Origin of the sequence: Leifsonia sp. NPDC058292 (genome assembly GCF_042880955.1) — a bacterium.
GTDB lineage: Bacteria > Actinomycetota > Actinomycetes > Actinomycetales > Microbacteriaceae > Leifsonia.
Window position 1 is genome coordinate 152,798 of the sequence record NZ_JBHVYL010000001.1, and the last position, 23,581, is coordinate 176,378.

Consider the following 23,581-nt stretch of genomic DNA (forward strand, 5'->3'; position numbering starts at 1 on the left):
CGAACCTACCGTTCTGGGCAGATGCGCGTCTAGACCTGTCGCACAGTCAGACGAGGCGGGCATCCAGCCAGTCGAACATGCGCTGATCGACGAGCGAGCGGGCGAGGGGCTCGCAATGGAAGTTGGCGCCCTCGTCGGCGCTGAACGGCACGAGCGTCGAGACGGCTGGTGTGAGCTCGGCGAGCCGGCTCGATTGCCCTGGCCAGAACTGCTCGTCTTCGGGCGCGGTGATCAGGAGCGGGGTGGCGATCGACGAGGCGACGTTGTCGAGGCGATAGTTGAGCACCGCTTTGATGGTGTCGTAATAGCCGTCCGTCTTATATGGCCGGGCGCGAAAGCTCCACGTGCGCGCCAGATCCGGCGAGAACTTCAGGGCGAGCTCCATGTCGCGGTCGAACCTCTCCTTCTCGCCCGCGGCGAGCAGCTTCATCATGCTTTTCGGCAGATGGGAGGTCCACGAGGTGGAGACGTCGACGACACCGGGGTCGACGATGGCGGCGGCGATGCGGTGCTCGAAGGCGAGCGCCCGCGGCACCCAGTAGCCGGCCTGGCTGATGCCGTAGATGGCGAGCTTGTCCCGGTGCACGTCGTCGCGGCCGAGCAGGTACTCGACGACCGGGGTGATCACCGCCTCCCAGTCATGACGGAACGGAACGCCGTGCTCGAACAGCATCGACTGCTGACCCGGGCCGTCGAACATCAGCACGTTGTAGCCGCGCTGCAGCGCGCCGGCACCGCCGGAAGCCCAGAGTGAGCTGATGGGGCCGTCGCTCCCGTTGTTCATGATCAGGGTGCGTCCCGACCCGGCGGCGCCCCACGGCCGGAAGAAGTAGCCCGGCAGCGACATCCCCTCGTAAGGGATGCTCACGCGATGGATCGAGACGGGCGTCGTGTCGACGAACCGATCCCAGGCGGCACGATGGGCCTGGAAGGTCGGAAGCAGGGCGTCGGACGACGGGAGCGACGCGACGGCGTTGAGGGCGGCGCCCAGATAGGCGGCCGCGCGCAGATACGAGCGCGAGGCGCTCACGTCGTGCCCAGCGGCGGCCTGGTCGTCGGCTTCGGCGCGGATGCGCGAGCCCAGCCCCAGCCAGGCGGCGAACCACGCCTCGTGGTCGCGTTCGCCGACGGACTCGACCGCGGCGAGCACTTCGCCGGTGTCGGCGGCCCCCGAGAACGCGTGCCCGAGCACGACGCGCAGGTCGTAGTCGAAGTCGGGGTTGTGGAAGAAGCCGTCGGAGAACGGGCCGTGCGTGTGGTGCAGTGTCGAGCCGAGAGCCATGTCAGGCCTCCTTCGAAGCGCGCTTACGCTCACATTCGGGAGCCTATTCCTGCGGAGGTCCGCGCGCGAGAGCCCTATGCTGTGCCCATGAGCACGAAGAGCAGGCAGGGACCGCATCGTGAAGAGCCACTCGACATCGGAGTGGGCGTCGGCAGAGGCCACTGGGGAGCGTTCGCCGGGCTGATCGTGGCGGTGCTCATCGCCTATCCGCTGTCGGCCTGCATCGCGTTCGCAACGCATCCTGCGACCCAGAGGCTGTTCGGCGGGCGCCTCGAGTCGGCGTCGCAGTTCGGCTACCAGGCGTTCTGGTGGATTCTCGCCCTGCTCTGCCTGGCCCTACCGTTCATCGTCGGGTTCGGGATAGCGAAACTGTCGTCTCGAACGCTCACCGTGATCGGCGGGATCGTCGGCGTCTTCCTCATCCTGGTCATCGTGTTCGGCCAGGTCTTCGCGTTCTGACCCGGCGGACCCCAGCCCTCAGCGACCGGATTCGCGCGCGTCGCGCGCGGCCTGCAGGTCGCCGTATGCGCGCTGCGTCTCCCGCGTGACGCTCTCGCCGCGGGCCTGACGAGCGGACGCCAGCCAGTCGCTCAAGACGAACCGGCGGCGGCGCGGGATGCTCTCGACGGCCGTCGTCGTGCTGCGGGTGCGGGCGATCCACCCGTGATCGATTCCTTGTGCCCAAGTGTTGTTTGCCATGTCTCAGACGTTACGACCGAAAAGATTCGGCCACGAGATGGCCTTAGGTCTATCTTCGTAAAGATTCGGCCAGTAGACTTGGCGTCATGCTGCACTCGGTAGCGGTACCCCTCATCGACGACTTCGCCATGTTCGAGTTCGGGGTGGTGTGCGAAGTGTTCGGCCTCGACCGGAGCTACGCGAACCTGCCCCCGTTCGACTTCCGCGTCTGTGGCATCGAGCCCGGCGTTCCCCTGGCGAACCCGACCGGCGCGTCGATCATCCCGCCGTTCAGCCTCGAGGCCATGGAAGACGCCGACCTGATCGCCGTGCCGGCCGCGCGCATCCGCGACGACTACCCCGAGGAGCTGCTCGACGCGCTTCGCCGGGCCGACGCGCGCGGCGCCATCCTGCTGAGCGTGTGCTCCGGCGCCTTTCTGCTGGGTGCCGCCGGCCTGCTCGACGGCAGGCCGTGCACCACGCACTGGCGCTACACGGACGCTCTGGCGCGGCGCTTTCCCGAGGCGCGAGTGAATCCCGACGTGCTCTTCGTCGACGACGGCAATCTCATCACCAGCGCCGGCACCGCCGCGGGCGTGGATGCGAGCCTGCACCTCGTGCGCCGCGAGCTCGGCAGCGCCTTCGCCAACACGATCGCCCGCAACATGGTGGTGCCGCCCCAGCGCGACGGCGGCCAGCGCCAGTACATCGAGCGCCCCGTGAGCGACTGCACCGACGACACGTTCAGCGAGCTCATCGACGACCTGGGATCGCGCCTCGACGAGAACCACACCGTGACGGCGATGGCCGCCAGGGTGCACATGTCGACCCGCAGCTTCTCGCGCCGATTCGTGGCCGAGACGGGGGCGTCGCCCATGCAGTGGCTGACGCGCCAGCGCATCCTGCACGCCCGGTTGCTGCTCGAGACGACCGAGCTGCCCATCGACGAGGTCGCGCGGCAGTGCGGCTTCGGCAGCGCGACGCTGTTCCGGCATCACTTCGATCAGGAGGTCGGGGTCGCTCCCACCTCGTACCGCCGATCCTTCAGCCGTTCCTCCGAGTTCGCCTGACCCCGCGCCGCCCAGCCCCGCCTGTCTGGTGGCTCGACCGGCAAGGGCTACGCGCTAGGCGCAGGTCCAGCCCACGATGATCCCGAGCGCTCCGAGCGTGGTGGTGATCGTTCGGGTCTGCAGCGGCGCGGGCGACACCCAGGCGCCGCGGGTGGCGTAGACACTCACGACGAGCGTGCCCGCGACCGTGAGCGCGCTTCCGGGAACGCCGACGCTGGTGGTGGATGAGGTGGTCGACCCCGAACCCGCGGTGCCGGCGTAATCGATGCGGTAGGCGGTCGGCGCCACCCCGTTCCCGGTCGTCGGAGGCGCCGTCCAGGTGATGGGGATGCTCACCGCGATGAGGCCGGACGCCTGACCACAGGCAACGGTCGGTACGGCGTTCAGCACACCGGAGACCGCGGTCGAGGTGACGAATCCGTCTCGCGACCAGGCCGCCTCCGTCGTCGCGGGATGCACGCCCAGCCCCGCCACGAGCATTCCCGCGACGGCCACGACCGTCAGCGCGCGTCTCATCGGCCACGCTCCCCCGCTTGCAGCGCGCTCGGCCGGCGCCGGCGTCTCGCGGCTGCCGCGAGCATGAGACCGACGAGCACCGCCCCTCCGGCGAGCGCGAACACACCGCCGGATACTGCAGAGCCGGTGGCCGAGAGCTGCGCCGACCGCCCCGGGGTCTCCGCGCTGTCACCGGCGCCCCAGACGTGGATGCGCAGGGCCGCGCTGCTCCCGGGGCTCCAGCCAGCTGGGAGGGTCACGTCGACGGCCAGCCAGCGCTGCTCGCTCGACGGCATCGTTCCGAGCAACCGGATGCCGTCGGCGCCCGCGCCTGCGATGGCCCGCGTGAGTCGCTGCTCGTCGAGCATCCGGAGGCGCACACCAGGGCACCGCCCGCCTATCCAGCGCTGCGTGCACGCCAGCACCGACACGCGCAGTCCGCCGGCGGCGGCCAGAGCGCCGGTGGCGCTCAAACCGATGGAGATCGGAGCCGGGTCGGGCGGATGCGCGGCCACTCCGACCACCCAGCGCACCGGCCGCTCGGGCCGCAACGCGGACATGTCGTCGCTGTCGGCGAGCGACGTCAGCGTGAGGTAGCGGCTGCTGACGACGGTCTCGGTCGTGTCGGCTCGTGCACCCGACGGATGCACGAGCGTTCCCATGAACGGCAGTGCGGCGACCAGGAAGAGGCTCAGGATGCGCGTGCCCTGCGATGCTCCCCCGGCGACCGGCATCGGCTCGCCGTGGGCGGGGTCGCCGCCCGCGAGCTCGTCGTCGTCGCGCCGTCGCGGCCAGAACGCCCACCCCACCAGCACCGACGCGCCGACGGTCACCGCGCCGAGCACGAACGGGTTCGAGGCGAGCACCACGACCTGCGCGGCTCCCGGCACGCTCGCGATCACGAGCCGCACGGTCCGCACACGGTAGGGCTCCGGATCGTTCTGCGGGTTGGCGTCACCGCGCAGGGTCAGCGCGGTGGTGCCGCCGGGCTGCGGAACGGCCGACACCACGCGGTGGGTGATCGGCAGGGCGTTCTCACGATCGACCGTGACCACATCCCCGGCCCGCACCTCGCCGGCGGGAACCTCACGCACCAGCGCGAGCGACCCCGCCGGGATGGCCGGCGTCATCGATCCCGTCTTGAACATGATGAGACTGACGTGGAAGACAGCCGCGGCGATCACCGCGACGATGCACAGGACACCGCCCACCGCCGCCAGGGTGAGCGCGAGGTTGCCGAGCCGCGCCAGGCGCGAGCGACGACGACGATGGGGCATGGTGACCACCTAGCTCGATGTCGCCACGAACTGCCAGGTGGCCGTTGCGGTCTTGCCCTGCAGCGTGTTCGCCGCGCCCGCGGGCAGGGTCACCTCGAAGCAGAAGCCGGTGGCAGCCCCCGGCGCGGCGCTCGTCGCCGCGGCGAGCGCGTTCGAGACGCCGGTCTCCTGTCCCGCGGTGAGTGCTCGCTGAGTGCCGGCGGCGCCGACGACGAAGGTCGGGGTGCCGGTGAACGCACTGGCCGCGCAGGTGCCGGTGGTGCGCACGACACGGTAGACGAGTGCGGCTCCGAGCGTCGCCGCATCCGTGCCGCCCAGTGTCGCGCCGTTCAGCACGACCGTTCCCGCCACCGAGTTGGTCTTGGTGCGGATGAGCACCGGCAGGTAGGCGGAGACCCCCGGCGCGAACGGCCCGCTGAGCGACACCGTTGGCCCTGGGGACACATTGTTGTCCGCGTATGCGGCCCCGTTCACGCTCGACTGCGTATCGAACACCGACGAGGTGAAGGAGCCGGTGGCGAACTCGTTGTCCGTCCACGCGGCAAGGGTCATGGTCGCTCCCACCCCCAGCACCAGCCCGCCGGCCAGGATCGCCCGCAGCCGGAGTGCCCGAATCCTCCGGCTGCTGGGCGACCTCACCTGCGTCACGGCGCGCCTACTGCGAGGCCGCCGCGAACTGCCAGGTGGCCGATCCGGTCTGCCCTTGCACGAGGCCGGCTCCCGCCGTGACCTTGTAGCAGAGGAAGACCGGTGCCCCCGCCGCACCACCGGTTCCGTGGACGAGCGGGAACGTCGTGGACGCCGGGACAGTGGTGAGGGCTGTTCCCGCCGGCACGACCGTGGTTCCCGTCGTGCTGGTGGTGCAGCCGAACGTGGTCGTCTGCAGCAGCTCGTAGGTGAGCTGGGCGACCGTTCCGGTCGATCCTGCGCCCGAGACGGTCACCACGGCGTCGTTGGTGGTGTTCGCGGCGAGTTCCACGGCGAACGGGGCGGTCGTGACGGCACCGGGAGACAGGCTTGCTGCGTTCACCGTGAATCCCAGCGTGGCGGGCGTTCCCGCCGTCGCGTGGTCGGTGAAGGTGGTGCCGTCTGTGCTGCCGACGAGGTTGAACGTGCCCGCCGTGAACGTTCCCTGGGCGAACTCCGAGTCGTTCCAGGCCGCCAGGGTGACCGCCGCTCCGACGCCGAGCACCAGACCGCCGGCGAGGATGGCCTTCACCCGCCGTGAGCGGAACCCTCGCCTCCGACCGCTCTCGGGCGGGGCCCCTGTCACAGCATCCGTGTGCGTCATGATGATCTCCGTTCTTCTCGACCGGGCCGAGACAGCCCGGTCAGGACTTTTCCGTGTGGCGCCGCCGCGCGACCGCGACCGCTCCGGCGAGCATCAGGAGCACGGCCAGACCGGCGATCAGGGATGCGCCGCCGGTGTCGGATCCGGTGCCGGCCAGTCCGCCCCCACTGCCGGCGGTGGCCGCTCCGCCACCACCGCCCGCCGCGGGCGGCTGGATGTAGACGAATCCGTCGCCGATGGTGCCGGTGCCGCAGGTGCCTGCGCCGACGACGGTGACGTCGACGATGCCGACGCCCGCCGGGGTCACGGCCGTGATCGTCGCGTCGTCCACCACGGTGAAGCTCGTGGCCGGTGTGGCTCCGAAGAGCACACCGGTCGCGCCGGTGAAGCACTGGCCGGCGATGGTCACCGTGGTGCCGCCCGACTCAGGACCGGAACCGGGGGTCACCGTGTCGACCGTCGTCGACGGGTCGTAGGTGTACGTCTCGGCGGGTGAGGTGCTCGTCGCGCCGGTGACCACTGCATCCACGGGGCCCGCGGCGTGCGCGGGCGTGGTGACGGTGATCGTCGTGTCGTTCACCACCGTCAGCGCCGTTCCGGGCGTTCCGTCGAAGGTCACCTGCGTGGCGCCCGTGAAGGCGGTTCCGGTGATCGTGACGACCGTTCCGCCGGCAACTGGTCCGTGGTCGGGGGTGAGGCCGGTGATCGTGGTCGCACCGGCCACCGCGACGTAGGTGTAGTCGGCGGGAGCGGAGGCTCCGTTCGGGTTCTGCACGACCACATCCACCGGGCCGGGCAGGTGCGGAGGAGTCGTCACGGTGATCGTCGTGTCGTCGACGACGGTGACCGCGGTGCCCGCGACGCCGTCGAAGGTCACACCCGTCGAGCCGGTGAAGCCCGTGCCCGTGATCGTCACGACCGTGCCGCCGGTCTGCGGACCGCTCGTCGGGTCGAGGGATGCGATGGCCGGCACCGCATCGAACGTGAAGTCTCCGGCATCCGTGTCACCGGCGGGCGACTGCACTACGACGCTCACCGCGCCCGGGCCGCCGGCCGGGGTCGTGACGGTGATCGTGGAGTCGTCGACGACGGTGACGCCCGTGCCCGGCGTGCCGTCGAATGTGACGCCGGTCGTCCCGGTGAGCCCGCTACCCGTGATGGTCACCACGGTTCCGCCCGTCTCTGGTCCGTGGTTCGGGCTCAGTCCGGTCACTGTCGGAAGCGCTGTGAACGTGAAGTCGCCAGGCGCCGCGTCTCCGCTCGGGTGCTGCACCACCACGTCCACCAGTCCTGGCGCGTGCGCCGGGGAGTCGACGGTGATCGTCGTGTCATTCACCACGGTGAACGCCGTGCCTGCCGTGCCGCCGAAGGTGACGCCGGTGGCGCCGGTGAAGCCCGTGCCGGTGATCGTCACGGGAGTGCCGCCGGTCTCCGGTCCCGTGTCAGGCGTAAGAGAGATGAGGACCGGAACCTGGTCGAAGGTGAAGTCGCCGGGAGCCGAATCGCCGTTCGGGTTCTGCACCACCACATCCACCGCACCCGGAGCGTGCGCCGGGCTCGTCGCGGTGATCGTCGTGTCGTTCACGACCGTGACATCCGTTGCCGGCGTGCCGGCGAACGTGACACCGGTCGAGCCGGTGAAGCCCGAGCCGGTGATCGTCACGGGTGTGCCACCCGTCTCCGGACCGTGGTCGGGAGCGACCCCGGTGACGACAGGCAGTGCGTCGAACGTGAAGTCGCCGGGCGCCGAGTCGCCGTTCGGGTGCTGCACCACCACATCCACCGCGCCCGGAGCATGAGCGGGAGTCGTGACGGTGATGGTCGTGTCGTTCACCACCGTGAAGGCGATGCCCGGGTCGCCGCCGAACGTGACGCCGGTCGCGCCGGTGAACCCGGTTCCGGTCACGGTGACGGCGGTGCCGCCGGTCTCCGGACCGTGGATCGGCGCGATGCCGGTGACAGCGGGGACCGGCAGGAAGGTGAACGCGCCGGGAACCGAGTCGCCGAACGGTGACTGCACGACCACATCAACGGCACCCGGCGCGTGGGGCGGGGTGGTGACGGTGATCGTCGTGTCGTCCACGATCGTGAACGCGGTGCCCGCGTCGCCGCCGAACGTGACTCCGGTCGCGCCGGTGAAGCCGGTGCCGGTGATCGTCACTGGGGTGCCGCCGGTCTCGGGCCCGCTCGCCGGTGCGACGGCGGTGATCGTCGGGGGCGCAGCGAGCGCGTTGGGGCCGACGGTGGCGGATGCGATGTTCAGAATGAGCGCGGACGCGGCAGGCAGCACCGTGGCGCGCAGCGCGGTCTCGGTGAAGACGCCACCGGCCGTCGCCTGGTTGTTGACCGTCAGCGTGAGCACCCCGTTGAGAACCGGCTTGAGCGCCGGGATCAGCGTCGAAGCGATCGGGGCGATCACCGCCGGACCGATCGCGGTCACGGCCGGGCCGATCGCCTGCAGCGGCGGAAGGAGTGCCGACAGCACCGCCCCGGCGTTGATCGGGATGCCGGCGACGGTGATGCCGGCCGGGCTGTTGGAGAGCAGGCTGCCGATCGTGGCGTCAACGGTGATGACCGGCCCGAGGATGGGCAGCGAAGCGGAGATGTCGACGCCGAGTCCGTCAATGGTCGTCGTGAGAACGTCGGTCACGCGGGTGAGGAGCGCCCCGACCAGGCCGGTGACGCGGTTACCGATCTCGGTGATCACCGCATCCGTCAGCAGGTCGGTGTTCGGGGCCAGCCCTTCGAGAGCCGTGATCGCTCCGAGGTCGACAGACACAGTGCCCGTCGACAGGTCGAGAGTGATGCCCGGATAGGCGGGATCAGTGATCGGCCCCGTCAGCAGAGGCGCGACGGATGCCTGCAGGTTCGAGGCGTCGACCGACGCGTTCACGCTGAGCAGTCCACCGACGTTGAGCAGCCCCAGTGCCTGCGCGAGCGTGCCGCTGGGGCCGGCGAGTCCGTTCACCAGGGTCTGCACAGAGCCCACCTGGGTGTTGATCGCCGAGCTCAGCCCCGCGACGGTGGGGCTCTGAAAGCTGAGTCCGACATCGGCGAGGGAGTAGGACCCGGTGGCCGCTGCCGGTGCGGCCTGAGCCGCCCGCCCCGCCGTCACTCCGGCGGTCAGATCGAGCTGCGCGAGCTCGTTGAGTGTAGCCGTCGGAAGTCCGAGAGAAGAGACCGCCTGGGCGAGATTCAGGTGGAGCGGCCCGGGTGCGACCCCGGGGGCGGGTGTGATGCCCGTGCCGATGTCGCCGTTCGCCGCGGTGAGGCCGGAAGCACCCACGGACGCGCCGGTGCCGAGCGCCGAAGCGTACTGCGAGACCGTGCCGACCGAACCGAGATCGATGGGTAGCTGGATGCCCCCCGGCGCGCTGAGCGTGACGAGCCCGAGCGCGCCGACGTTCAGGTTGTTCGCGTTCGTCTGGTCGACGCCCGTGCTCTGCGCGCTCTCACCGTCGAGGGATGCGACCAGCGCCGCGTCGAGGCCGAGCAGCGAACCGCTCAGGTACTGCCCCGTCGCGTTCGAGGTGTCGCCGGGAGCGGCCTGCGCCGACAGGGCGGTCGTGCCGACGAGCGCGAGCGCGATGGCGGTGCCGAGCGCCGTCGCCCGGAACAACGACGAAGCGGATGATGTCGACGGCGACGCCGTCACCCGCGCGGTCGTCGGGTCTGGGTCACCTCCACCGTGACGAGCAACGGACGAACGGCGGACATGACCAGCGAACATATTGAGACCCCCAGGTGGACGTGTCTGTGATGCTGTCGTGTCGCGCACGGTGGGGGTATCCCCCGGGGCGGGTGAGGTTCTTAGAGCAGCCCGACCCTGCGGGCGTTCTCGACGGCCGACGTTCGGTCGCCGGCGCCGAGCTTCTGATAGATCGAACGCAGGTGGGTCTTGACGGTGTTCGGGCTCACACTGTGCTTGCGGGCGATGTCGCCGACGCTCTGGTGCAGCGGAAGCTCCCGGAGGAGCGCCCGCTCACGCGGCGTGAGCTGACCCGCATCCGGGGACGTCTTCGTGACGCCGGAGACCAGGCGGTGAGCCGCTTCGACCACCGACTCCGCGAACTCCTCGGTCACGCCGAAACTGCCGAGCCTCTCTTCGACGAGACGAGCGGCCGCTGCTCCACCGGCGAGAAAGGGGCGGCGTGCGTTCATCAGCTGCCCGAGCTCGAGCGCGCGCTGCAACCGGGTCAGAGTCAGCTCCTGCCGCCCCGACTCCGCAGCCCAGCCGGCCAGCAGAAGCCAGCCGAGAACGAGATTGCTGCCGTGCCACGCCAGAGGTCCCCTGCGCAGCTCGGCTTCGAGGCCGAGCTCGTGCGCTCCCTGCGCGGCGGTGCCTGCGTGGAGGTGGGCGTTCGCGAGACGCACCTCGAACGCATCCTGCCCCAGAGCCCTGGCCAACATCGCAACCGCGTCTCTTGCGTTGGACCGCCCGCGGAACCGGAGCGTCAGGTCGATGAAACGGTACGAGCCGGTAGCGAGCGTGCGTGGATGCCTGGTGAGGCTGACAGCGAGCAAGCGCTCCATCTCGTCGTACAGTGCGCGCTGGTTGTCGGCGCCGTCGAGCTTGAACAAAAGGGTCAGCACCCGAGGCGGCAGGGACAGGCCCGGGTCGAGAAACCGCCACTGCGTCTGCACGATGTCGGTCAGGCGTGCCACATCGTACGGCTCGCCGGATTGGTATGCCGCCGCCGCGTTCAGAAAGGCCGAGTGGGCGGAGACGATGTCACGGGGCGTCGAATTCTGGGCGGTTCTCGCTGCGACGCGGTGCTCGAGGCTGAGTTGCTGCCGCCAGTCTCCTTGCCGCGCCGCCGCGTACCCCGCGATGTCGGCCAGCATGAGCGCGAGCCACGGACGCGACGACTCCTCCGCGCTCTCCACGGCCCGCGCACCGATCTGCAACGCCGACTCGAAGTCGCCCAGGTTCAGAGCACCGAACGCTCTGGCCGCCTCGGCGAAGAGCCGCGCGTCGAGCATGTTCGACGGATTCGCACAGCCGGAGGGCTCACTCTCAGCCCTCGCAACGGCCTCCTCGAGCGTGCGCAGAGCGGCCTGGATGGTCTCCTTCTCTTTCGCGCGCATCACGAGCAACGCATCCACAACGACCTGGCTCGCCACCGAATACCGTTCGAACCCTTCCAAGGCGAGACGGATGAAATGGTCGAGCCGCACCGAATCGAGCTGATACGGCGCCGCCAGCAGGGCGGAGAGCGTGGCCGTGGTGCCGGTGATCACCGCCCTGTCTTCGAGCATCCCGATGGCGCTGTGCACGACCGGCGCCGCGCCGCTGAACACCAGGCCGAGGCCGTGCAACCGCAGCAGGCGATGGGTGAGGTCGGTCGACTCCGAGCGGATCGCCTGGTCGAGACCGGCGGCGAACTCGCCGTTCTCGGTCAGCCAGGCACTCGCGGCCTCGTGCAGGTTCAGCAGCCGACGAGCGTCGCGCCGCCGCTGTTCGGCGAGCAGGGTGGCTCGCAGAAGTTCGTCGAAGGTGTAGCGGGGACCCTCATGGTTTTCCCGCCCCCGGCGCACGAGCGTGGTGTTGACGCTCAACGACTCCAGCAGCGTGCCGATGTCGCGGCAGTCTGTCAGGTGCATCGCCAAGGGGATCGTCACGTCGTCGACCACCGACAGGGCGAGCAGAGAATTCTGCGTGGCCTCCGGAAGCACGGCGAGAAATGCCGCGACCAGATAGTCGGCGGGCGGGCGCGGGTCTCCGGTGAACCGGGCGACCTCTGATCGGGGGTCGTCCGAGGCGGTGAGCACCTGCGCGAAGAGGGACAGGCCGTATGCCCAGCCCCTCGTGTGTGCGAGAAGTTCGGCGATCGACGTCGCGTCGATGGCGGGTCCGGGGCTGCCGGATCCGTGGCCGCCGGATCCGGCGCCGCTGAGCAGTTGCTCGGTTTCGTCGGCCGTGAACGCGAGCTGTGATTGACCAAGGTCTGTGACGGACCGGCGACTGATCAGGCCGAGGAATCCGAGCGGCTGGGATCGCCCGCTGAGGATGAGCATCTCGTGTTCGCGCAACGACCCGGCGAGTCGCTGCAGCACCCCTCTGTCTGCGTGGGACTCGATCAGGTGCACGTCGTCGATGACGATCGTCACGGGGGTCGCCGTCTCGGCCCTGGTCGCGTCGCCGCCGAAGGCTGACCGCAGTGCCGCCTCCAGAGACAGGTTCGCGTCGACCAGCTGCTGCGCGGCCACACGGATGACGGTGTGCGGACGTCTCTCCGCCTCGGCGCACCACTGATCGAGAAGAGTCGTCTTGCCCCATCCCGCCCCGGCGGTGATGGTCACGGTCGAGCGACCGTCCGCTTCGGCATCGTCGAGCACGCGGTGCAAGCGCCGGCGCTGGACGGTGTGTCCCCGAAACGAGCGGAGGTCGAAATCCCCTTCGGCCACGAGAGCCCCGTTTCTGAAATACAGCCTTTCCCAGAGGATACCGGGCGGTCGAATTCGGCGCTCACCCCTTTCGGGTGAGAGATCGCGAAGAGAACACCCTTGGGAGCGCTATTCGGCGAGGTTATCGCTGATGGCGTCGAGGGCGAGGCTCTTGGCGCGGAGGGCCGAGTCGCCGAGTCGGTGCGTGACCGCCGCGACGATGCCTTCGATGAGGATCGCCTGCGGAAGGCGGGATGCGAGGGTGATCTCCTCGCGGAAGGTGAGGTCGGGCATGGTGACGACAAGGCTCGTTCCGGCCGCCTGGGCGATCGGACTGCGGGCGAAGGCCGTGACGGCGATGACCGACGCCCCGGCGGCGGTCGCGGCGTCGACCGTACGGAGGGTGGAAGCGTTGGACCCGCTGCCACTGATGGCGAGCACGACGTCGTCGGGCGACAGGAGACGGGCCGTGATCTGCTGGCCGATGACGTCGAGCGGAGCTTCGGCGGCTCGGCCGACGCTGGTGAGGCGGGCCGCTGCGTCGAGCGCGAGCGGCGCGGAGAGACCGTTACCGATCACCACCACGCGGCGTGCGACGGCGAGGGATTCGACGGCGCGATGCACGGCATCCGCGTCGAGGAGGGCCAGCATGTCGTTCACCCGGCCGGCGATGTGCGTGAAGGTCTGGGCGACGATGCCGGCCGCCCCGTCGGGAGCAGGCGCCTGCTCGACGGGGCGGTACCCGGCATCGCGTGCCAGCAGCACCCGAAGCTGCTGGTACCCGGTGAAACCGAGGCTCTGGCAGGTGCGCACGACTGTGGCGCGCGACGCACCGGCCAACTCGGCCACCTGCTGAGAGCTCAGCTCGACGATCTCGGTGGATCGTTCGAGGAGCACGGATGCGACCGCCTGCTCGGTGGGGAGCAGAGACGGAAGAAGGGAACGGATGGTCGCCATGACCTCGCCCGGGCGACGCTCGCTCATGCGGCGGGACCGGCGGCAGCCGCGATGCGCTCGACCTCGGCGGCATCGAGATCGAACAGTTCGGCGCCGTCGTCGGCGCTCGGCGCCGCGACGAAGAGCACGCGCGGCGCTGCGGCTCGGGCGCGGTCGTGGGCGGGGTCGTGGGCGGGGTCGTGGGCGTCCGCATCCGTGACCCCGGGCAGATCGATGAGGGCGAAACCCGAACCGATCGTGGCGCGCTCGGTTCCGGGACGTGCGATCGGGTCGGCCGTGTTCGCGATGCCCGGAGCGACGACGACCGGGATGCCGTGCGCCTCAGCGGCGAGGGCGTGGTGGTAGTGGCCGGCGAGGATCAGTCGCACATCGCCGGCGGCACAGACCTCGAGGAGGTCGTGCGGACTCTGAAGCTCGAGCGCGGCCAGCAGGGCGCTCGACGCGGGCACCGGCGGATGGTGCAGCACCACGACGGTTCCGTGCGGTGACGGCGTCGCGAGCACATCGCGCAGCCTGTCGAGCTGTGCTGCGTCGATGCTGCCGTAGCCCGCTCCCGGCACGGATGTGTCGACGCTGACGATGCGGAATCCTGCGACCTCGGTCACGGCCTCCCGTGCGCCGAGCACGGCTTCGAAGCCCGGCCGCAGGTCATGGTTGCCCATGGCGTAGACGACGGCCGCGTCGCGTGCGTCGGCCCATGGCCCTACTCGCGAGGCGAGCAGCCGGTACGACTCTTCGCTGCCGTCGTCGGAGAGGTCGCCGGACGCCACGACCACATCCACCCGGTCGAGCTCGGCGGCACGATCGAGAACCCGCTCGAGCGCGGCAAGGGTGTCGACCCGGCCGTAGTGCAGGCTGCCGTCGCCGAAGAGGTGGGTGTCGGAGAGGTGCAGGATGCGCAGACCACGCTCGGTGGTCGGCGGCGGAAAGGTCACGTCATCCACCCTATTCGGTGGCCTTCAGCTCGATGCTCTCGGCACGCGCCCGACGCGCCGACCGGCGGCGCACGGCGGTGACGATGGGCAGCTCCCACTGGCCCGCGATGATGCGGTGCCGCACCATGCCCGAGAGCTGGTCGATGATCATGGTGACGACGACCACGACGATCATGAGCATCCCGACCACATCCCAGACCCGGAACTGGATGTTGTCGATCAGCATCTTTCCGATGCCGCCCGCGCCGATGAGGCCCAGGATGGCGGAGGCGCGAACGTTGATCTCGAACCGGTAGAGCCAGAACGCGAGCACGTCGGGCTTGGCGTTCGGCCACACGCCCCAGCGCATGATCTGCACGCGGGAACCGCCCGTCACCGTGGCGGCTTCGATGGCGCCGCGGTCGACCGACTCGAAGCTCTCGTAGCCCCACTTGCCCAGCGTTCCGATGGAGCCGATCGCGATGGCGAGGGCGCCGGTGTATGCGGTGAGCCCCGTCACCGACAGCATGAGCACCGCGATCACCACCTCCGGCACGGCGCGCAGCACCGCGAACACGGCACGCAGCGGCCAGCGCACGATGGCCGGAGTGAGCCCGCGCGTCGCGAGAAGACTGAGCGGGAACGACACGATGACGCCGATGACCGTGCCGAACCAGGCCATGGCGACGGAGAGCATCGTCGCGCCGAGCGCATCCGGGAGCTTGCTCCAGGCCGGCGGCAGGAACATCAGGCCGAGGTAGTGCGCCAGCTTCTGCGGCAGCTGCCAGAGCGCATCCCACGAGATGTCGACGCCCCAGAAGGCGGCCACCACGACCACGGTCACGACGACCCACACGATCGCGCGCGCAACGCGCACCGGCTTGCGCGGACGCTGCTGTGGGGCGACGCCCACGCGTGAAGCGGCCTGCCGTTCGATGGTCGCGCTCATCGCAGGAGCCTCCGACGCGTGAACGAGCTCAACAGCTCGAGCAGAACGACCAGCACGAGGATCTCGAAGATGATGAGGCTGAGGTAGTGGTACTGATAAAACGTGCGCACCTTGTCGATGAGCATGCCGAGACCACCCGCGCCGACCAATCCGATGACGGTCGACGCCCGGATGTTCAACTCGAGCACGTAGATCGCCTGCGACAGGTAGGTGGGCGCCACCTCGGGCACCATCGCCGCCCTGTTGGCCTTGAACCACGTCGCGCCTGAGGCGAGCGCCGCCTCCTGGCCGCCGCGGTCGAGCCCGTCGAGCGCCTCCGACACGAGCTTCACGATGATGCCGACGTTGAAGAGCACGAGCGCGATGATGCCCGACAGGGCTCCGGTGCCGACCACCGTGACGAACAGCGACGCGTAGAGCAGGTCGGGCACGCTTCGCACGATGTTCATCACGAAACGCACGACGAGGAGCACCGTGCTGTTCGGGTTCGTGGCCCGGGAGGCGAGGAAGGAGATCGGAAGAGAGACGATGACGCTGACCGCCGTGGCGATCACGGCCATCTGCACCGTCTGAAGCAGCGCGGGAAGGGTCTGCGGAAAGAAGCTGTAGTCGGGCTGGAACAGCTGGACGAGCGTGTTGGACGCATTCTGCGCGTTGGCGAACAGAGCGCCGACGTCCACCTGCACGGCGATCGCCGACCAGACCGTGATGCCGGCCACGACCACCAGCACGACGCCGATCTTCCAGCCCGTGCGCGGCTTGCTCGGCCGCGCTGCCCCGATGATGACAGCGCCGCCGCGGCCGCCTCCCGAAACGGGTGCGCCCCCTCCCGTCACCGTCGTCACGGCAGGACCGCCGGGGCGTCGAGCACGTCTTCGGCGGTGAGCGAGCGACCGTAGATGGCTTCGAACACCGACTCGTCGGCGTCGGCTCCCGGGCCGTCGAACACGACCTCGCCGTTGCGCAGCCCGATCAATCGAGTGCCGTAACGCCGTGCGAGGTCGAGGAAGTGCAGGTTCACGACGACGGTGATGCCGAGCTCGGCGTTGATGCGCTGCAGATCGCGCATCACGACGTGTGAGGTGGGCGGGTCGAGGGAGGCGACCGGCTCGTCGGCGAGGATCAGCCGGGGCTGCTGTGCGAGCGTCCGTGCGATGGCGACGCGCTGCTGTTGACCGCCCGAGAGCTCGGATGCCGACGAATACGCCTTCGACACGATCTCGACCCGTTCGAGAGCCTGCATCGCGAGCTCGACGTCGTCTTTCGACCAGGCCGCCAGCAGCGTGCGCCAGGCCGACGTGTGGTGCAGGCGCCCCATCAGCACGTTGTTGATCACGGTGGTGCGCTTGGCCAGATTGAAACTCTGGAACACCATGCCGACCTCGCTGCGCAGCGTGCGCATCCTTCGGCCCTTCAGCTCGGAGAGCTCGTAGTCGCCGACCGTGATCTCGCCGGACGTGATGGGCACCAGACCGTTGATCGTGCGGATGAGCGTGGACTTGCCCGCCCCCGACAGCCCGACGACGGCGACCATCTCCCCCGGTTCGATGTTGAGGTTCACATCGCGGAGGCCGGTGTATCCGTTGGGGTAGGTCACGCCCACCCCGTCGAACCGGATGCCGGCGCCCGTGCGCCGCGCCGTCGTCGTGCTGTCGCTCATCTGTCTCTTCTTTCTGCGCCTCTGCCGACCGCTTCGCGCCTAGCCCAGCCCGATGGAGGCCGCAGCCTCTTGCGTCTTCTTGAGGCTCGCCGGGTCGGCGTCGACCAGCCCGGTGATCTGGTAGATCGCGGTGAGCGCCTTGACGCCTTCCGGGGTGCCCGCGTAGTCCTTCATCGCGTCGGCGATCTTGGTCTGCCATGCCTTGCTCAGTTTGCTGCTGATGGATGCGCCGTCGTTCGGGATCTCGTCGGTCAGCGCGAAGACCACGACCTTCTCGCCGACGTCGGGGGTGTCGGCCTGCACGACGCTGCGCGCATCCCAGTAGCTCGTGCCCACCTCGGCGTCGCCGTTGTAGACCGCGAGCACACTCGCGTCGTTCGCGGTGACCTGCACGGTCTTGATGTCGGAGTCGACGGAGATGCCGGCCTTCTTCATCGCAGCGACCGGGAAGATGTAGCCGGCGGGAGACGCCGCCTGCAGCAGCGAGACCGTCGCGCCCTTGATCTTCTTGATGCTGTCGAGCCCGGCGGGACCCGTGCCCTTCTCGGTGCCGTTGCAGTAGAGCATGCCGTTCGCACCCTTGACCGGGGTGTCGGTGCAGTACTTGTCGGGATCGTTCGTGAAGAACTGCGCCGCGTAGCTGCTCTTGCCGTTGCGCTGCGTCTGCAGGGCGGGAACCGCACCGTACTTGTCGCACGCCTGGCTCATCTGCAGGCTGGGGAGCATGCCGATCTGAGCCTGGTTGCTGCCGATCGCCTCGACGGCCGCCTGGTAGTCCTGCGTGATGACGCCCTTGACCGGGATGCCGAGCCGCTTGGTGAGCGCGTCTTCGAGCGGCTTGACCGTCTCGACGAGCTTGCTCGCGTCGCCGGAGGGGACGAGCGCCAGGGTGAGCTGCGTCGGGGCTTTCGCCGACTCGTCGGACGAGCCGGTGCAGACATCGCTCGCACCGGCCGTTCCGGTGGCGCCCGCTGCGGTCTGCTGCTGCACGCCGCAGCCGCTCAGCGCGAGCGCTGCGAGGATGGCGAGGCCCGAGGCGCTGGCGGCGGCGAACTTTCTGAGTTTCATGACGTTCCCATTCTGTGCGGGTTTGTTTGCGTGAGAGAGGGTGGTGCGGTTTCGGTGGAGAACTCGGGTCAGATCGTGACTGTGGAGGAGAGCACGGCGCTGTGTCGTTCGGCGCTGTGTCGTTCGGCGAACGCCGCCGGCGACTGGGCCCACTCGCGGATGCCCGGGTAGAGCCCGGCGAAGTCGGACGCGACCAGATGCGCCGGGCCCGCGCGGTGGCCGAACCTGTCGATGAGGGCGACGACGCATCCCGCTGCCAAAGGCTGCTCGAGGTCGTTCCCCCAGATGTCGCCGACCGACAGCAGCTCAGCCGGCTCCCGCCCGTCGAGCAGCGCAGGAAGCAGCTCGGCCCAGCCGGCGGGCTTGCCCGCATCCGTCACGACACGGTCGATGACGCTCGCGAGGCCGATAGCCGCGAGCGTCTCCCGCACGCCGTCGAGCGGAGCGTTGGTGACGAGCACCCGCTCGACCCGCTCCCCCAGCGAGTCGAGCATCTCGGCCAGCCCCTCGGGCGCGGAGACCGCGATCGTTCCCCCGGCGAGAGCCCGCCGGCTGGTCTTGTACGCACGCTGGAGGAGCTCGTCGTCCGCGTGCCCTGCGGCGAGCGCGGCGACCGCGGCGTAGCCGTCGATGTAGGCGGGCGAACCCGGCTCGCCGTCGAGGAAGGCGCCGAGGCGCGCCCGCAAACTCGCATCCAGGGTGCTGGCGGTCGCTTCTGCACCGTCGAGGATGTCGGCGATCACCGCCTCCGCGTAAGCCCACACGGGCGCGTCGCCGACCGCGACGGTGCCGTCGAAGTCGAGGACGAGGATGGGCTTCTTCGAGGCACGTGCTTGGTTCACGAGTGCAGCTTATGCGTTCATGAACGCCGCGTTCATAACAATCTGCCCCATGAAACAAGTGTTCACACCGAGTTAACCTGGCGCTCCGTGAACGCTCGCCGTCGCCCGTCGTTCGCGTCGCCGTTCCCGTCGCCGTTCCCGTCGTCGTTCCCGTCGTCGTTCCCGTCGTTGCTACCGAGTTGCGCCATATGCGCCTTTACAGCGCTCGAAAAGGCGCATTTGGCGCAACTGGTTCGGGTTGAGCGGTGTGCGTTGGGATGGTGGGTGGGGATGGCGTAGGGATGGCGCGTGGAGTTGGGGTGGCGGGCAGGGCTGGGATTGCGGGGAGGGCCAGCAATGGCGGGGATGGCGCGGGATGCGGAAGGCGGCGAGCGCCGGGCGAGCGTTTCCGTTTGCGGCGAGTGTGGCTGTTGCGACCGGAACGGCCACATTCAGGGGCGGGATGGGTGGGGGGCGAGCGATGGCGGGGAGGGTGCCGGGAGGCGGGATGCGGAAGGCCGCGAACGCCGGGGCGAGCGTTTCCGTTTGCGGCGAGTGTGGCTGTTCCGGTCGAGAGTGGCCGGCGCAGCGGGCACACTCGACCGGAACGGCCACGCTCGCGCACCCAGAGGGTGGCGGAGGGTGGGCGGGCCCGAGCGTCAGGGATGGGCGAGCCGGCTACGCGAGCCAGCGCTCCCGAGCGGCAACCCGAGAATTCGCTGTAACGAACAAACCAGTCGTTCGGTTACATGTATCATCGTTCTGCGAGGCGCCGATGCAGGCTTGCGGTCGTCACGGGGGTTACGACTGCCCGTCGGCGCCTCCCAAACACTTTGGTTCGCGCGCGATGTCGACCACTCAGGTCGTCCGACCGACCGCAGCCCTATCCACCCCACGCGGAGGCAGGCGCCTTCACGATGGGAACGGGCGCCGTGCTCCAATGCGCACCGTTGGCGTAGTGGCTGGTGGCCCACGGGGATGCCCAGATCGCCTGCGCTGTCGCATCCGCAGACGTTCCAGCGGTGAGGCCGGCCACGATGCCGGGGTAGCCGCGCTGGAGGTTCAGCGCGGCGTACTGGGCCGCATCCCGCAAAGTGTCGTAGCTTCCGAGGCCTGCGCCACCGCCCGAGCCGTAGCCGTTGTTCAGAGGGTTGTTGCGGTTCCACCAGTCGGGCGGACCGTTCTCCTGACGCATCCAGCGCAGCAGCACTGTGACGTTCTGCTCGGTCTGCGGCCAGCCGCCGTCCATGAGCACGAGCTTCGCCCAGTCGGCGTTGGTGCCGTTGTTCGCCAGGGTCTGAACGCCGTCGGTGGCCTCGGTGGTGTCGCGGGTGATCGGCGGAGCCACGACGTTCGCGTCGACCTCGAACGTCTGCGCCGCCGGTTGCTGCACGACGGGCGACGTCGTCGACGTGTCAGTGCCCGTCTGACTCGGCGCCATGACGGTGACGGCCTGGGCGGGCTCGGTCGGCGCGATCGACAGTCCGGCGACCAGAGCCAGAGCGGTCACACCCACGGCGATGCGGTTCTGCAGCGAGAGCCGCACGACCTGCAGCGGCGCCCCCACGTGGCGGCTCGCCGAGCGGCGGCCGTGAGAAGTGGTGGGGTTAGCGGTCTGCATACCCGGTCGAGAGTACCAAACGAGTCTGGATGGGTCGAGGGGGTAGCCAAGTCGACGTTCGGGGTTGTAGCTGGGGCCATGACCGAACTCACCGAACACATCGACCTGACCGTCCCCGTCGAGACCGCGTATGCGGCCTGGTCCAATTTCGAGCTCTTCCCGAACTATCTCTCGTTCGTGGAGGAGGTCACCCCCGGCGCGGACGGCAAGCACCACCACTGGCGCGTGAAGATCGCCGGCGCCGAACGCGAATTCGACACCGAGCTCGTGGAGCAGATCGAAAACGAGCGCATCGCGTGGAAGAGCGTCGGTGGCGACGAAGACCAGTCGGGCGTCGTGACGTTCCACCGGCTGGCCGACGACGCATCCCGCGTCACCGTGCAGCTGGGCTGGAAGCCCGAAGGGCTCGTGGAGACCGCGGGCGCCGCTCTCGGAATCGACAACCACGCCGTGAAGTCCGACCTCGAGAACTTCAAGAAGCGCATCGAAGGCAGCGCCTCCGAGGCGCGCGGCTCCGACTCCGACGTGCGCGGCTCCGACCCCGACCTGGCTGTCTGACCACCAGGTCCGACGGCGCCTAGGTGCGCTCCTTGGCCGGCATCACGACCTCCGTGACGATGAGGATGATGCCGGCCGAGATCGGGATGGCGATGAGCGCTCCCGCGAGCCCGAACAGCGTGCCTCCGGCGAGCGCGGAGATGAGCACGACCGAACCCGGGATCTTCACGGCCTTGCTCATCACCTTGGGGGTCAGGATGTAGGCCTCGACCTGCATGTAGATCAGCATGAAGATCAGCACCACGAGCCCGGACACAGGCGAGTGGATGAGCGCGAGCACCGTCATGACGACTGTCGTGAGAATCGTGCCGATCAGCGGGATGAGCGTGATGAAGAACGCGAGGATACCGATCAGGAACGCTCCCGGCACCCCGGCGATCAACAACAGGATGATGCTGTAGACGGCGTTGATGAACGCCAGCACCACCATGCCGCTCAGGTATTTGCCGACGTTCTGCAGGATGCGCTCGGTGTACCCGATGAACGCATCTCTGTGCGACGCGGCGACCAGCCGGTACGCGGCCGCTTTCGTGGCGTCGTAGCTGCCCACGAAGTAGATCGTCAGGATGGCGATGAAGAAGCCGGACGCGATGGCGTTCGCGATCGTGAACCCGAGCCCCACCGCTCCGGAACCGATGGTCGCGATCACCTGGGGGTTCGTGACCTCGGAGGCGATCCAGTTGAGCACCGAACCGAGAACGCCGTTGCTGGCCTCGTTGCTGCCGTCGAACCATCCCTGAGACTTCAGGTTCTCGACCTCGCGCGGGATCGCCTGCACCAGGGTGGCGATCTGGTTGACGACGAGCGGCACCACGACCCAGATGATCGCCACCAGCACCCCGACGATCAGCAGGATGACGGTGACGATCGCCCAAGTGCGCTTCATGCCGTGCCGCTGGAACCATCGCACGAGCGGATCGAGACCGACGGTCGCGAACGCGGCCAGGAAGACGGAGAACACGATGCTCCGCAGGTTGAAGATCGCGAGGCCTGTCGCCAGCGCGCCGAGCGCCCCGAGCGTGACCACGAACCCCCACCGCAACGGTCGTTGAGCCATGTCTGCTTCCCTTCGTCTGCGGATCGGTCTGGAGTTCTGGAGTTCTGGAGCTCTGGAGCTCTGGGGTTCTGGAGGTCGGACGGGTCAGCTGTTCCCGAGCGCGCGGAGTGCCCGGTCGGCGGAGCCGCCGAGCCCCCACTCCTCGGCGAGGGCGTCGACCGCTGCGCGCTGGTCGGAGCTGAGCGGGCGGAGGCGGGCGTCCACCGTCCCGAAGTCGAGATCGCGCACGACCTCGACGACCTTCGGAGCGACGAGGAGGTAGTCGGATGCGGCGAGCAGGCGCGCGCGAAGGGTGGCCGAGAGCGGTTCGTCGGGGTCGGCGGCGACGGCGACGATCGTGTCTAGGTCGCCGTACTCGGCCAGCAGGTTCGCCGCGGTCTTCTCGCCCACGCCGGAGACCCCGGGGAGGCCGTCGGATGCGTCGCCGCGCATCACGGCGAAGTCCGCGTACTGCTCCGGCCCGATCCCGTATTTGCCGCGGAGCACCTCGTCGGTCACGATCTCCAGTTTGCTCATGCCTCGCGCGGTATAGATCACGCGCACGCCGGCCGAGTCGTCGGCGAGCTGGAAGAGATCACGGTCGCCGGTGACCACATCCACCGGCACCGTCGCCTGGCTCGCGAGGCTGCCGATGACGTCGTCGGCCTCGTGGTCGGGGGCGCCGAGCACCGTGATGCCGAACGCGTCGAGAACCTGCCGGATCACGGGGATCTGCACCACCAGCTTCTCGGGCGTCTCCTCGATCGACGTGCCGTCGTCGGCGACCCGCGCGACCCGGTGCTCCTTGTAGCTCGGGATGAGGTCGACGCGCCACTGCGGGCGCCACGAGTCGTCCCAGCAGGCGACCAGCTGCGTCGGCTCGAACTCGCTCACCAGCCTCGCGATGATGTCGAGCAGGCCGCGCACGGCGTTCACCGGCGTGCCGTTCGGGGCGGTGACCGTGTCGGGCACACCGTAGAACGCGCGGAAGTACAGCGAAGCGGTATCGAGGAGCATCAGTCGCTCGGTCATGCCCCGATCATCCCATGCCCACCGCGGACGTTCGACATGCGCGAACCGTACGCGTCGAAAACTTTCTGCACAAGAATGTCGACAATGCCGCATCCCGTTCGACGTCTTGATGACACCGTTCGACAACGAAAGGATGACCGATGAAGTACATGATGTTCGTCGTGACCGACCACGAGCCCGACGCGACACCCGACGACTCCGACGTGAACCTGTGGGTCGACGAGCTCGACGCCAACGGCAAGCGCGTCATCGGCGAAGTGCTGGAGCCGCCGGCGAAGTCCACGATCGTGCGGGTGCGCGATGGTCGTCGGCACGTGACCGACGGCCCCTTCGCCGAGACGAAGGAGTGGATCTGCGGCTTCGACATCCTCGAATGCGAGAACCTCGACGAAGCGATCGAGATCGCGGCGAAGCATCCGATGGCGCGCAACGGTCAGCTCGAACTGCGGCCGTTCATGGTCTGGGAGTGACGCGCGGCCGGGCGC

The 23,581-nt window shown here is 69.1% G+C and carries 22 protein-coding genes; 4 read left to right on the top strand and 18 right to left on the bottom strand.

What is annotated here, in order from left to right:
* Positions 1-46: 46 nt before the first annotated feature.
* Positions 47-1,282: an alpha/beta hydrolase family protein gene (locus ACFVWR_RS00750; protein ID WP_387207134.1), complete on the bottom strand. Its 1,236-nt coding sequence runs from the start codon at positions 1,280-1,282 to the stop codon at positions 47-49.
* Between the two features lie 87 nt (positions 1,283-1,369).
* Here ACFVWR_RS00750 and ACFVWR_RS00755 point away from each other — a divergent pair, with 87 nt between their 5' ends.
* Positions 1,370-1,741 carry a hypothetical protein gene (locus tag ACFVWR_RS00755; RefSeq protein WP_387207135.1) on the top strand — a complete coding sequence of 124 codons (372 nt, stop codon included), beginning with the start codon at positions 1,370-1,372 and terminating at the stop codon, positions 1,739-1,741.
* A gap of 18 nt (positions 1,742-1,759) precedes the next feature.
* On the opposite strand, the gene ACFVWR_RS00760 is transcribed toward ACFVWR_RS00755, so the two are convergent.
* Positions 1,760-1,981, bottom strand: coding sequence for a hypothetical protein (locus ACFVWR_RS00760; RefSeq protein WP_387207136.1), 222 nt, complete (start codon positions 1,979-1,981; stop codon positions 1,760-1,762).
* A gap of 86 nt (positions 1,982-2,067) precedes the next feature.
* Here ACFVWR_RS00760 and ACFVWR_RS00765 point away from each other — a divergent pair, with 86 nt between their 5' ends.
* Positions 2,068-3,030 (top strand): helix-turn-helix domain-containing protein, encoded by a 963-nt coding sequence (locus tag ACFVWR_RS00765; protein ID WP_387207137.1) that lies wholly within the window; start codon positions 2,068-2,070, stop codon positions 3,028-3,030.
* 54 nt (positions 3,031-3,084) lie between these two features.
* Here ACFVWR_RS00765 and ACFVWR_RS00770 read toward each other — a convergent pair whose 3' ends face one another.
* From ACFVWR_RS00770 to ACFVWR_RS00835, 14 genes are all read right to left on the bottom strand, one after another.
* On the bottom strand, positions 3,085-3,546 hold the full coding sequence (locus ACFVWR_RS00770; protein WP_387207138.1) for a hypothetical protein: 462 nt from the start codon (positions 3,544-3,546) through the stop codon (positions 3,085-3,087).
* On the bottom strand, positions 3,543-4,802 hold the full coding sequence (locus tag ACFVWR_RS00775; protein WP_387207139.1) for a signal peptidase I: 1,260 nt from the start codon (positions 4,800-4,802) through the stop codon (positions 3,543-3,545). The genes ACFVWR_RS00770 and ACFVWR_RS00775 overlap by 4 nt, the downstream gene beginning before the upstream one ends.
* Positions 4,803-4,811: 9 nt before the next feature.
* Positions 4,812-5,450: a SipW-dependent-type signal peptide-containing protein gene (locus ACFVWR_RS00780; protein ID WP_387207140.1), complete on the bottom strand. Its 639-nt coding sequence runs from the start codon at positions 5,448-5,450 to the stop codon at positions 4,812-4,814.
* Between the two features lie 7 nt (positions 5,451-5,457).
* Positions 5,458-6,093, bottom strand: a complete 636-nt coding sequence (locus tag ACFVWR_RS00785; protein WP_387207141.1) for a SipW-dependent-type signal peptide-containing protein — start codon at positions 6,091-6,093, stop codon at positions 5,458-5,460.
* Positions 6,094-6,133: 40 nt separating this feature from the next.
* Positions 6,134-9,748, bottom strand: coding sequence for an IPT/TIG domain-containing protein (locus tag ACFVWR_RS00790; protein ID WP_387207142.1), 3,615 nt, complete (start codon positions 9,746-9,748; stop codon positions 6,134-6,136).
* A gap of 155 nt (positions 9,749-9,903) precedes the next feature.
* Entirely contained in the window at positions 9,904-12,501 is a 2,598-nt protein-coding gene (locus tag ACFVWR_RS00795; RefSeq protein WP_387207143.1) for a LuxR C-terminal-related transcriptional regulator, read from the bottom strand.
* Positions 12,502-12,609: 108 nt separating this feature from the next.
* Positions 12,610-13,464: a MurR/RpiR family transcriptional regulator gene (locus ACFVWR_RS00800; RefSeq protein ID WP_387207144.1), complete on the bottom strand. Its 855-nt coding sequence runs from the start codon at positions 13,462-13,464 to the stop codon at positions 12,610-12,612.
* A complete protein-coding gene (locus tag ACFVWR_RS00805; protein WP_387207145.1) occupies positions 13,461-14,372 on the bottom strand; it encodes a metallophosphoesterase in 912 nt (303 codons plus the stop codon). Before ACFVWR_RS00805 ends, ACFVWR_RS00800 begins: the two co-directional genes overlap by 4 nt.
* Before the next feature lie 10 nt (positions 14,373-14,382).
* A complete protein-coding gene (phnE, locus tag ACFVWR_RS00810; protein ID WP_387207146.1) occupies positions 14,383-15,300 on the bottom strand; it encodes a phosphonate ABC transporter, permease protein PhnE in 918 nt (305 codons plus the stop codon).
* Positions 15,297-16,145: a phosphonate ABC transporter, permease protein PhnE gene (phnE, locus tag ACFVWR_RS00815; RefSeq protein ID WP_387207147.1), complete on the bottom strand. Its 849-nt coding sequence runs from the start codon at positions 16,143-16,145 to the stop codon at positions 15,297-15,299. Before phnE (ACFVWR_RS00815) ends, phnE (ACFVWR_RS00810) begins: the two co-directional genes overlap by 4 nt.
* A complete protein-coding gene (gene phnC / locus ACFVWR_RS00820; RefSeq protein WP_387207148.1) occupies positions 16,142-16,960 on the bottom strand; it encodes a phosphonate ABC transporter ATP-binding protein in 819 nt (272 codons plus the stop codon). Before phnC ends, phnE (ACFVWR_RS00815) begins: the two co-directional genes overlap by 4 nt.
* Positions 16,961-16,999: 39 nt before the next feature.
* Positions 17,000-18,028 (bottom strand): phosphate/phosphite/phosphonate ABC transporter substrate-binding protein, encoded by a 1,029-nt coding sequence (gene phnD / locus ACFVWR_RS00825; RefSeq protein WP_387207149.1) that lies wholly within the window; start codon positions 18,026-18,028, stop codon positions 17,000-17,002.
* Positions 18,029-18,096: 68 nt separating this feature from the next.
* Entirely contained in the window at positions 18,097-18,870 is a 774-nt protein-coding gene (locus ACFVWR_RS00830; protein WP_387207151.1) for an HAD family hydrolase, read from the bottom strand.
* An 862-nt stretch (positions 18,871-19,732) separates the two neighbouring features.
* Positions 19,733-20,470, bottom strand: coding sequence for a hypothetical protein (locus ACFVWR_RS00835; RefSeq protein ID WP_387207152.1), 738 nt, complete (start codon positions 20,468-20,470; stop codon positions 19,733-19,735).
* Positions 20,471-20,548: 78 nt separating this feature from the next.
* Between ACFVWR_RS00835 and ACFVWR_RS00840 the strand changes: the two genes are divergently transcribed.
* A complete protein-coding gene (locus tag ACFVWR_RS00840; RefSeq protein ID WP_387207153.1) occupies positions 20,549-21,028 on the top strand; it encodes an SRPBCC family protein in 480 nt (159 codons plus the stop codon).
* A gap of 19 nt (positions 21,029-21,047) precedes the next feature.
* Here ACFVWR_RS00840 and ACFVWR_RS00845 read toward each other — a convergent pair whose 3' ends face one another.
* Together ACFVWR_RS00845 and ACFVWR_RS00850 are read right to left on the bottom strand one after the other, a co-directional pair.
* On the bottom strand, positions 21,048-22,085 hold the full coding sequence (locus ACFVWR_RS00845) for an AI-2E family transporter (protein ID WP_387207155.1): 1,038 nt from the start codon (positions 22,083-22,085) through the stop codon (positions 21,048-21,050).
* 84 nt (positions 22,086-22,169) lie between these two features.
* The gene (locus ACFVWR_RS00850; RefSeq protein ID WP_387207156.1) at positions 22,170-23,096 is read right to left on the bottom strand and encodes a 5'-3' exonuclease H3TH domain-containing protein; all 927 of its coding nucleotides are present in this window, start codon (positions 23,094-23,096) and stop codon (positions 22,170-22,172) included.
* 140 nt (positions 23,097-23,236) lie between these two features.
* Here ACFVWR_RS00850 and ACFVWR_RS00855 point away from each other — a divergent pair, with 140 nt between their 5' ends.
* Positions 23,237-23,566 (top strand): YciI family protein, encoded by a 330-nt coding sequence (locus ACFVWR_RS00855; protein ID WP_387207157.1) that lies wholly within the window; start codon positions 23,237-23,239, stop codon positions 23,564-23,566.
* The last annotated feature ends 15 nt before the right edge of the window (positions 23,567-23,581 follow it).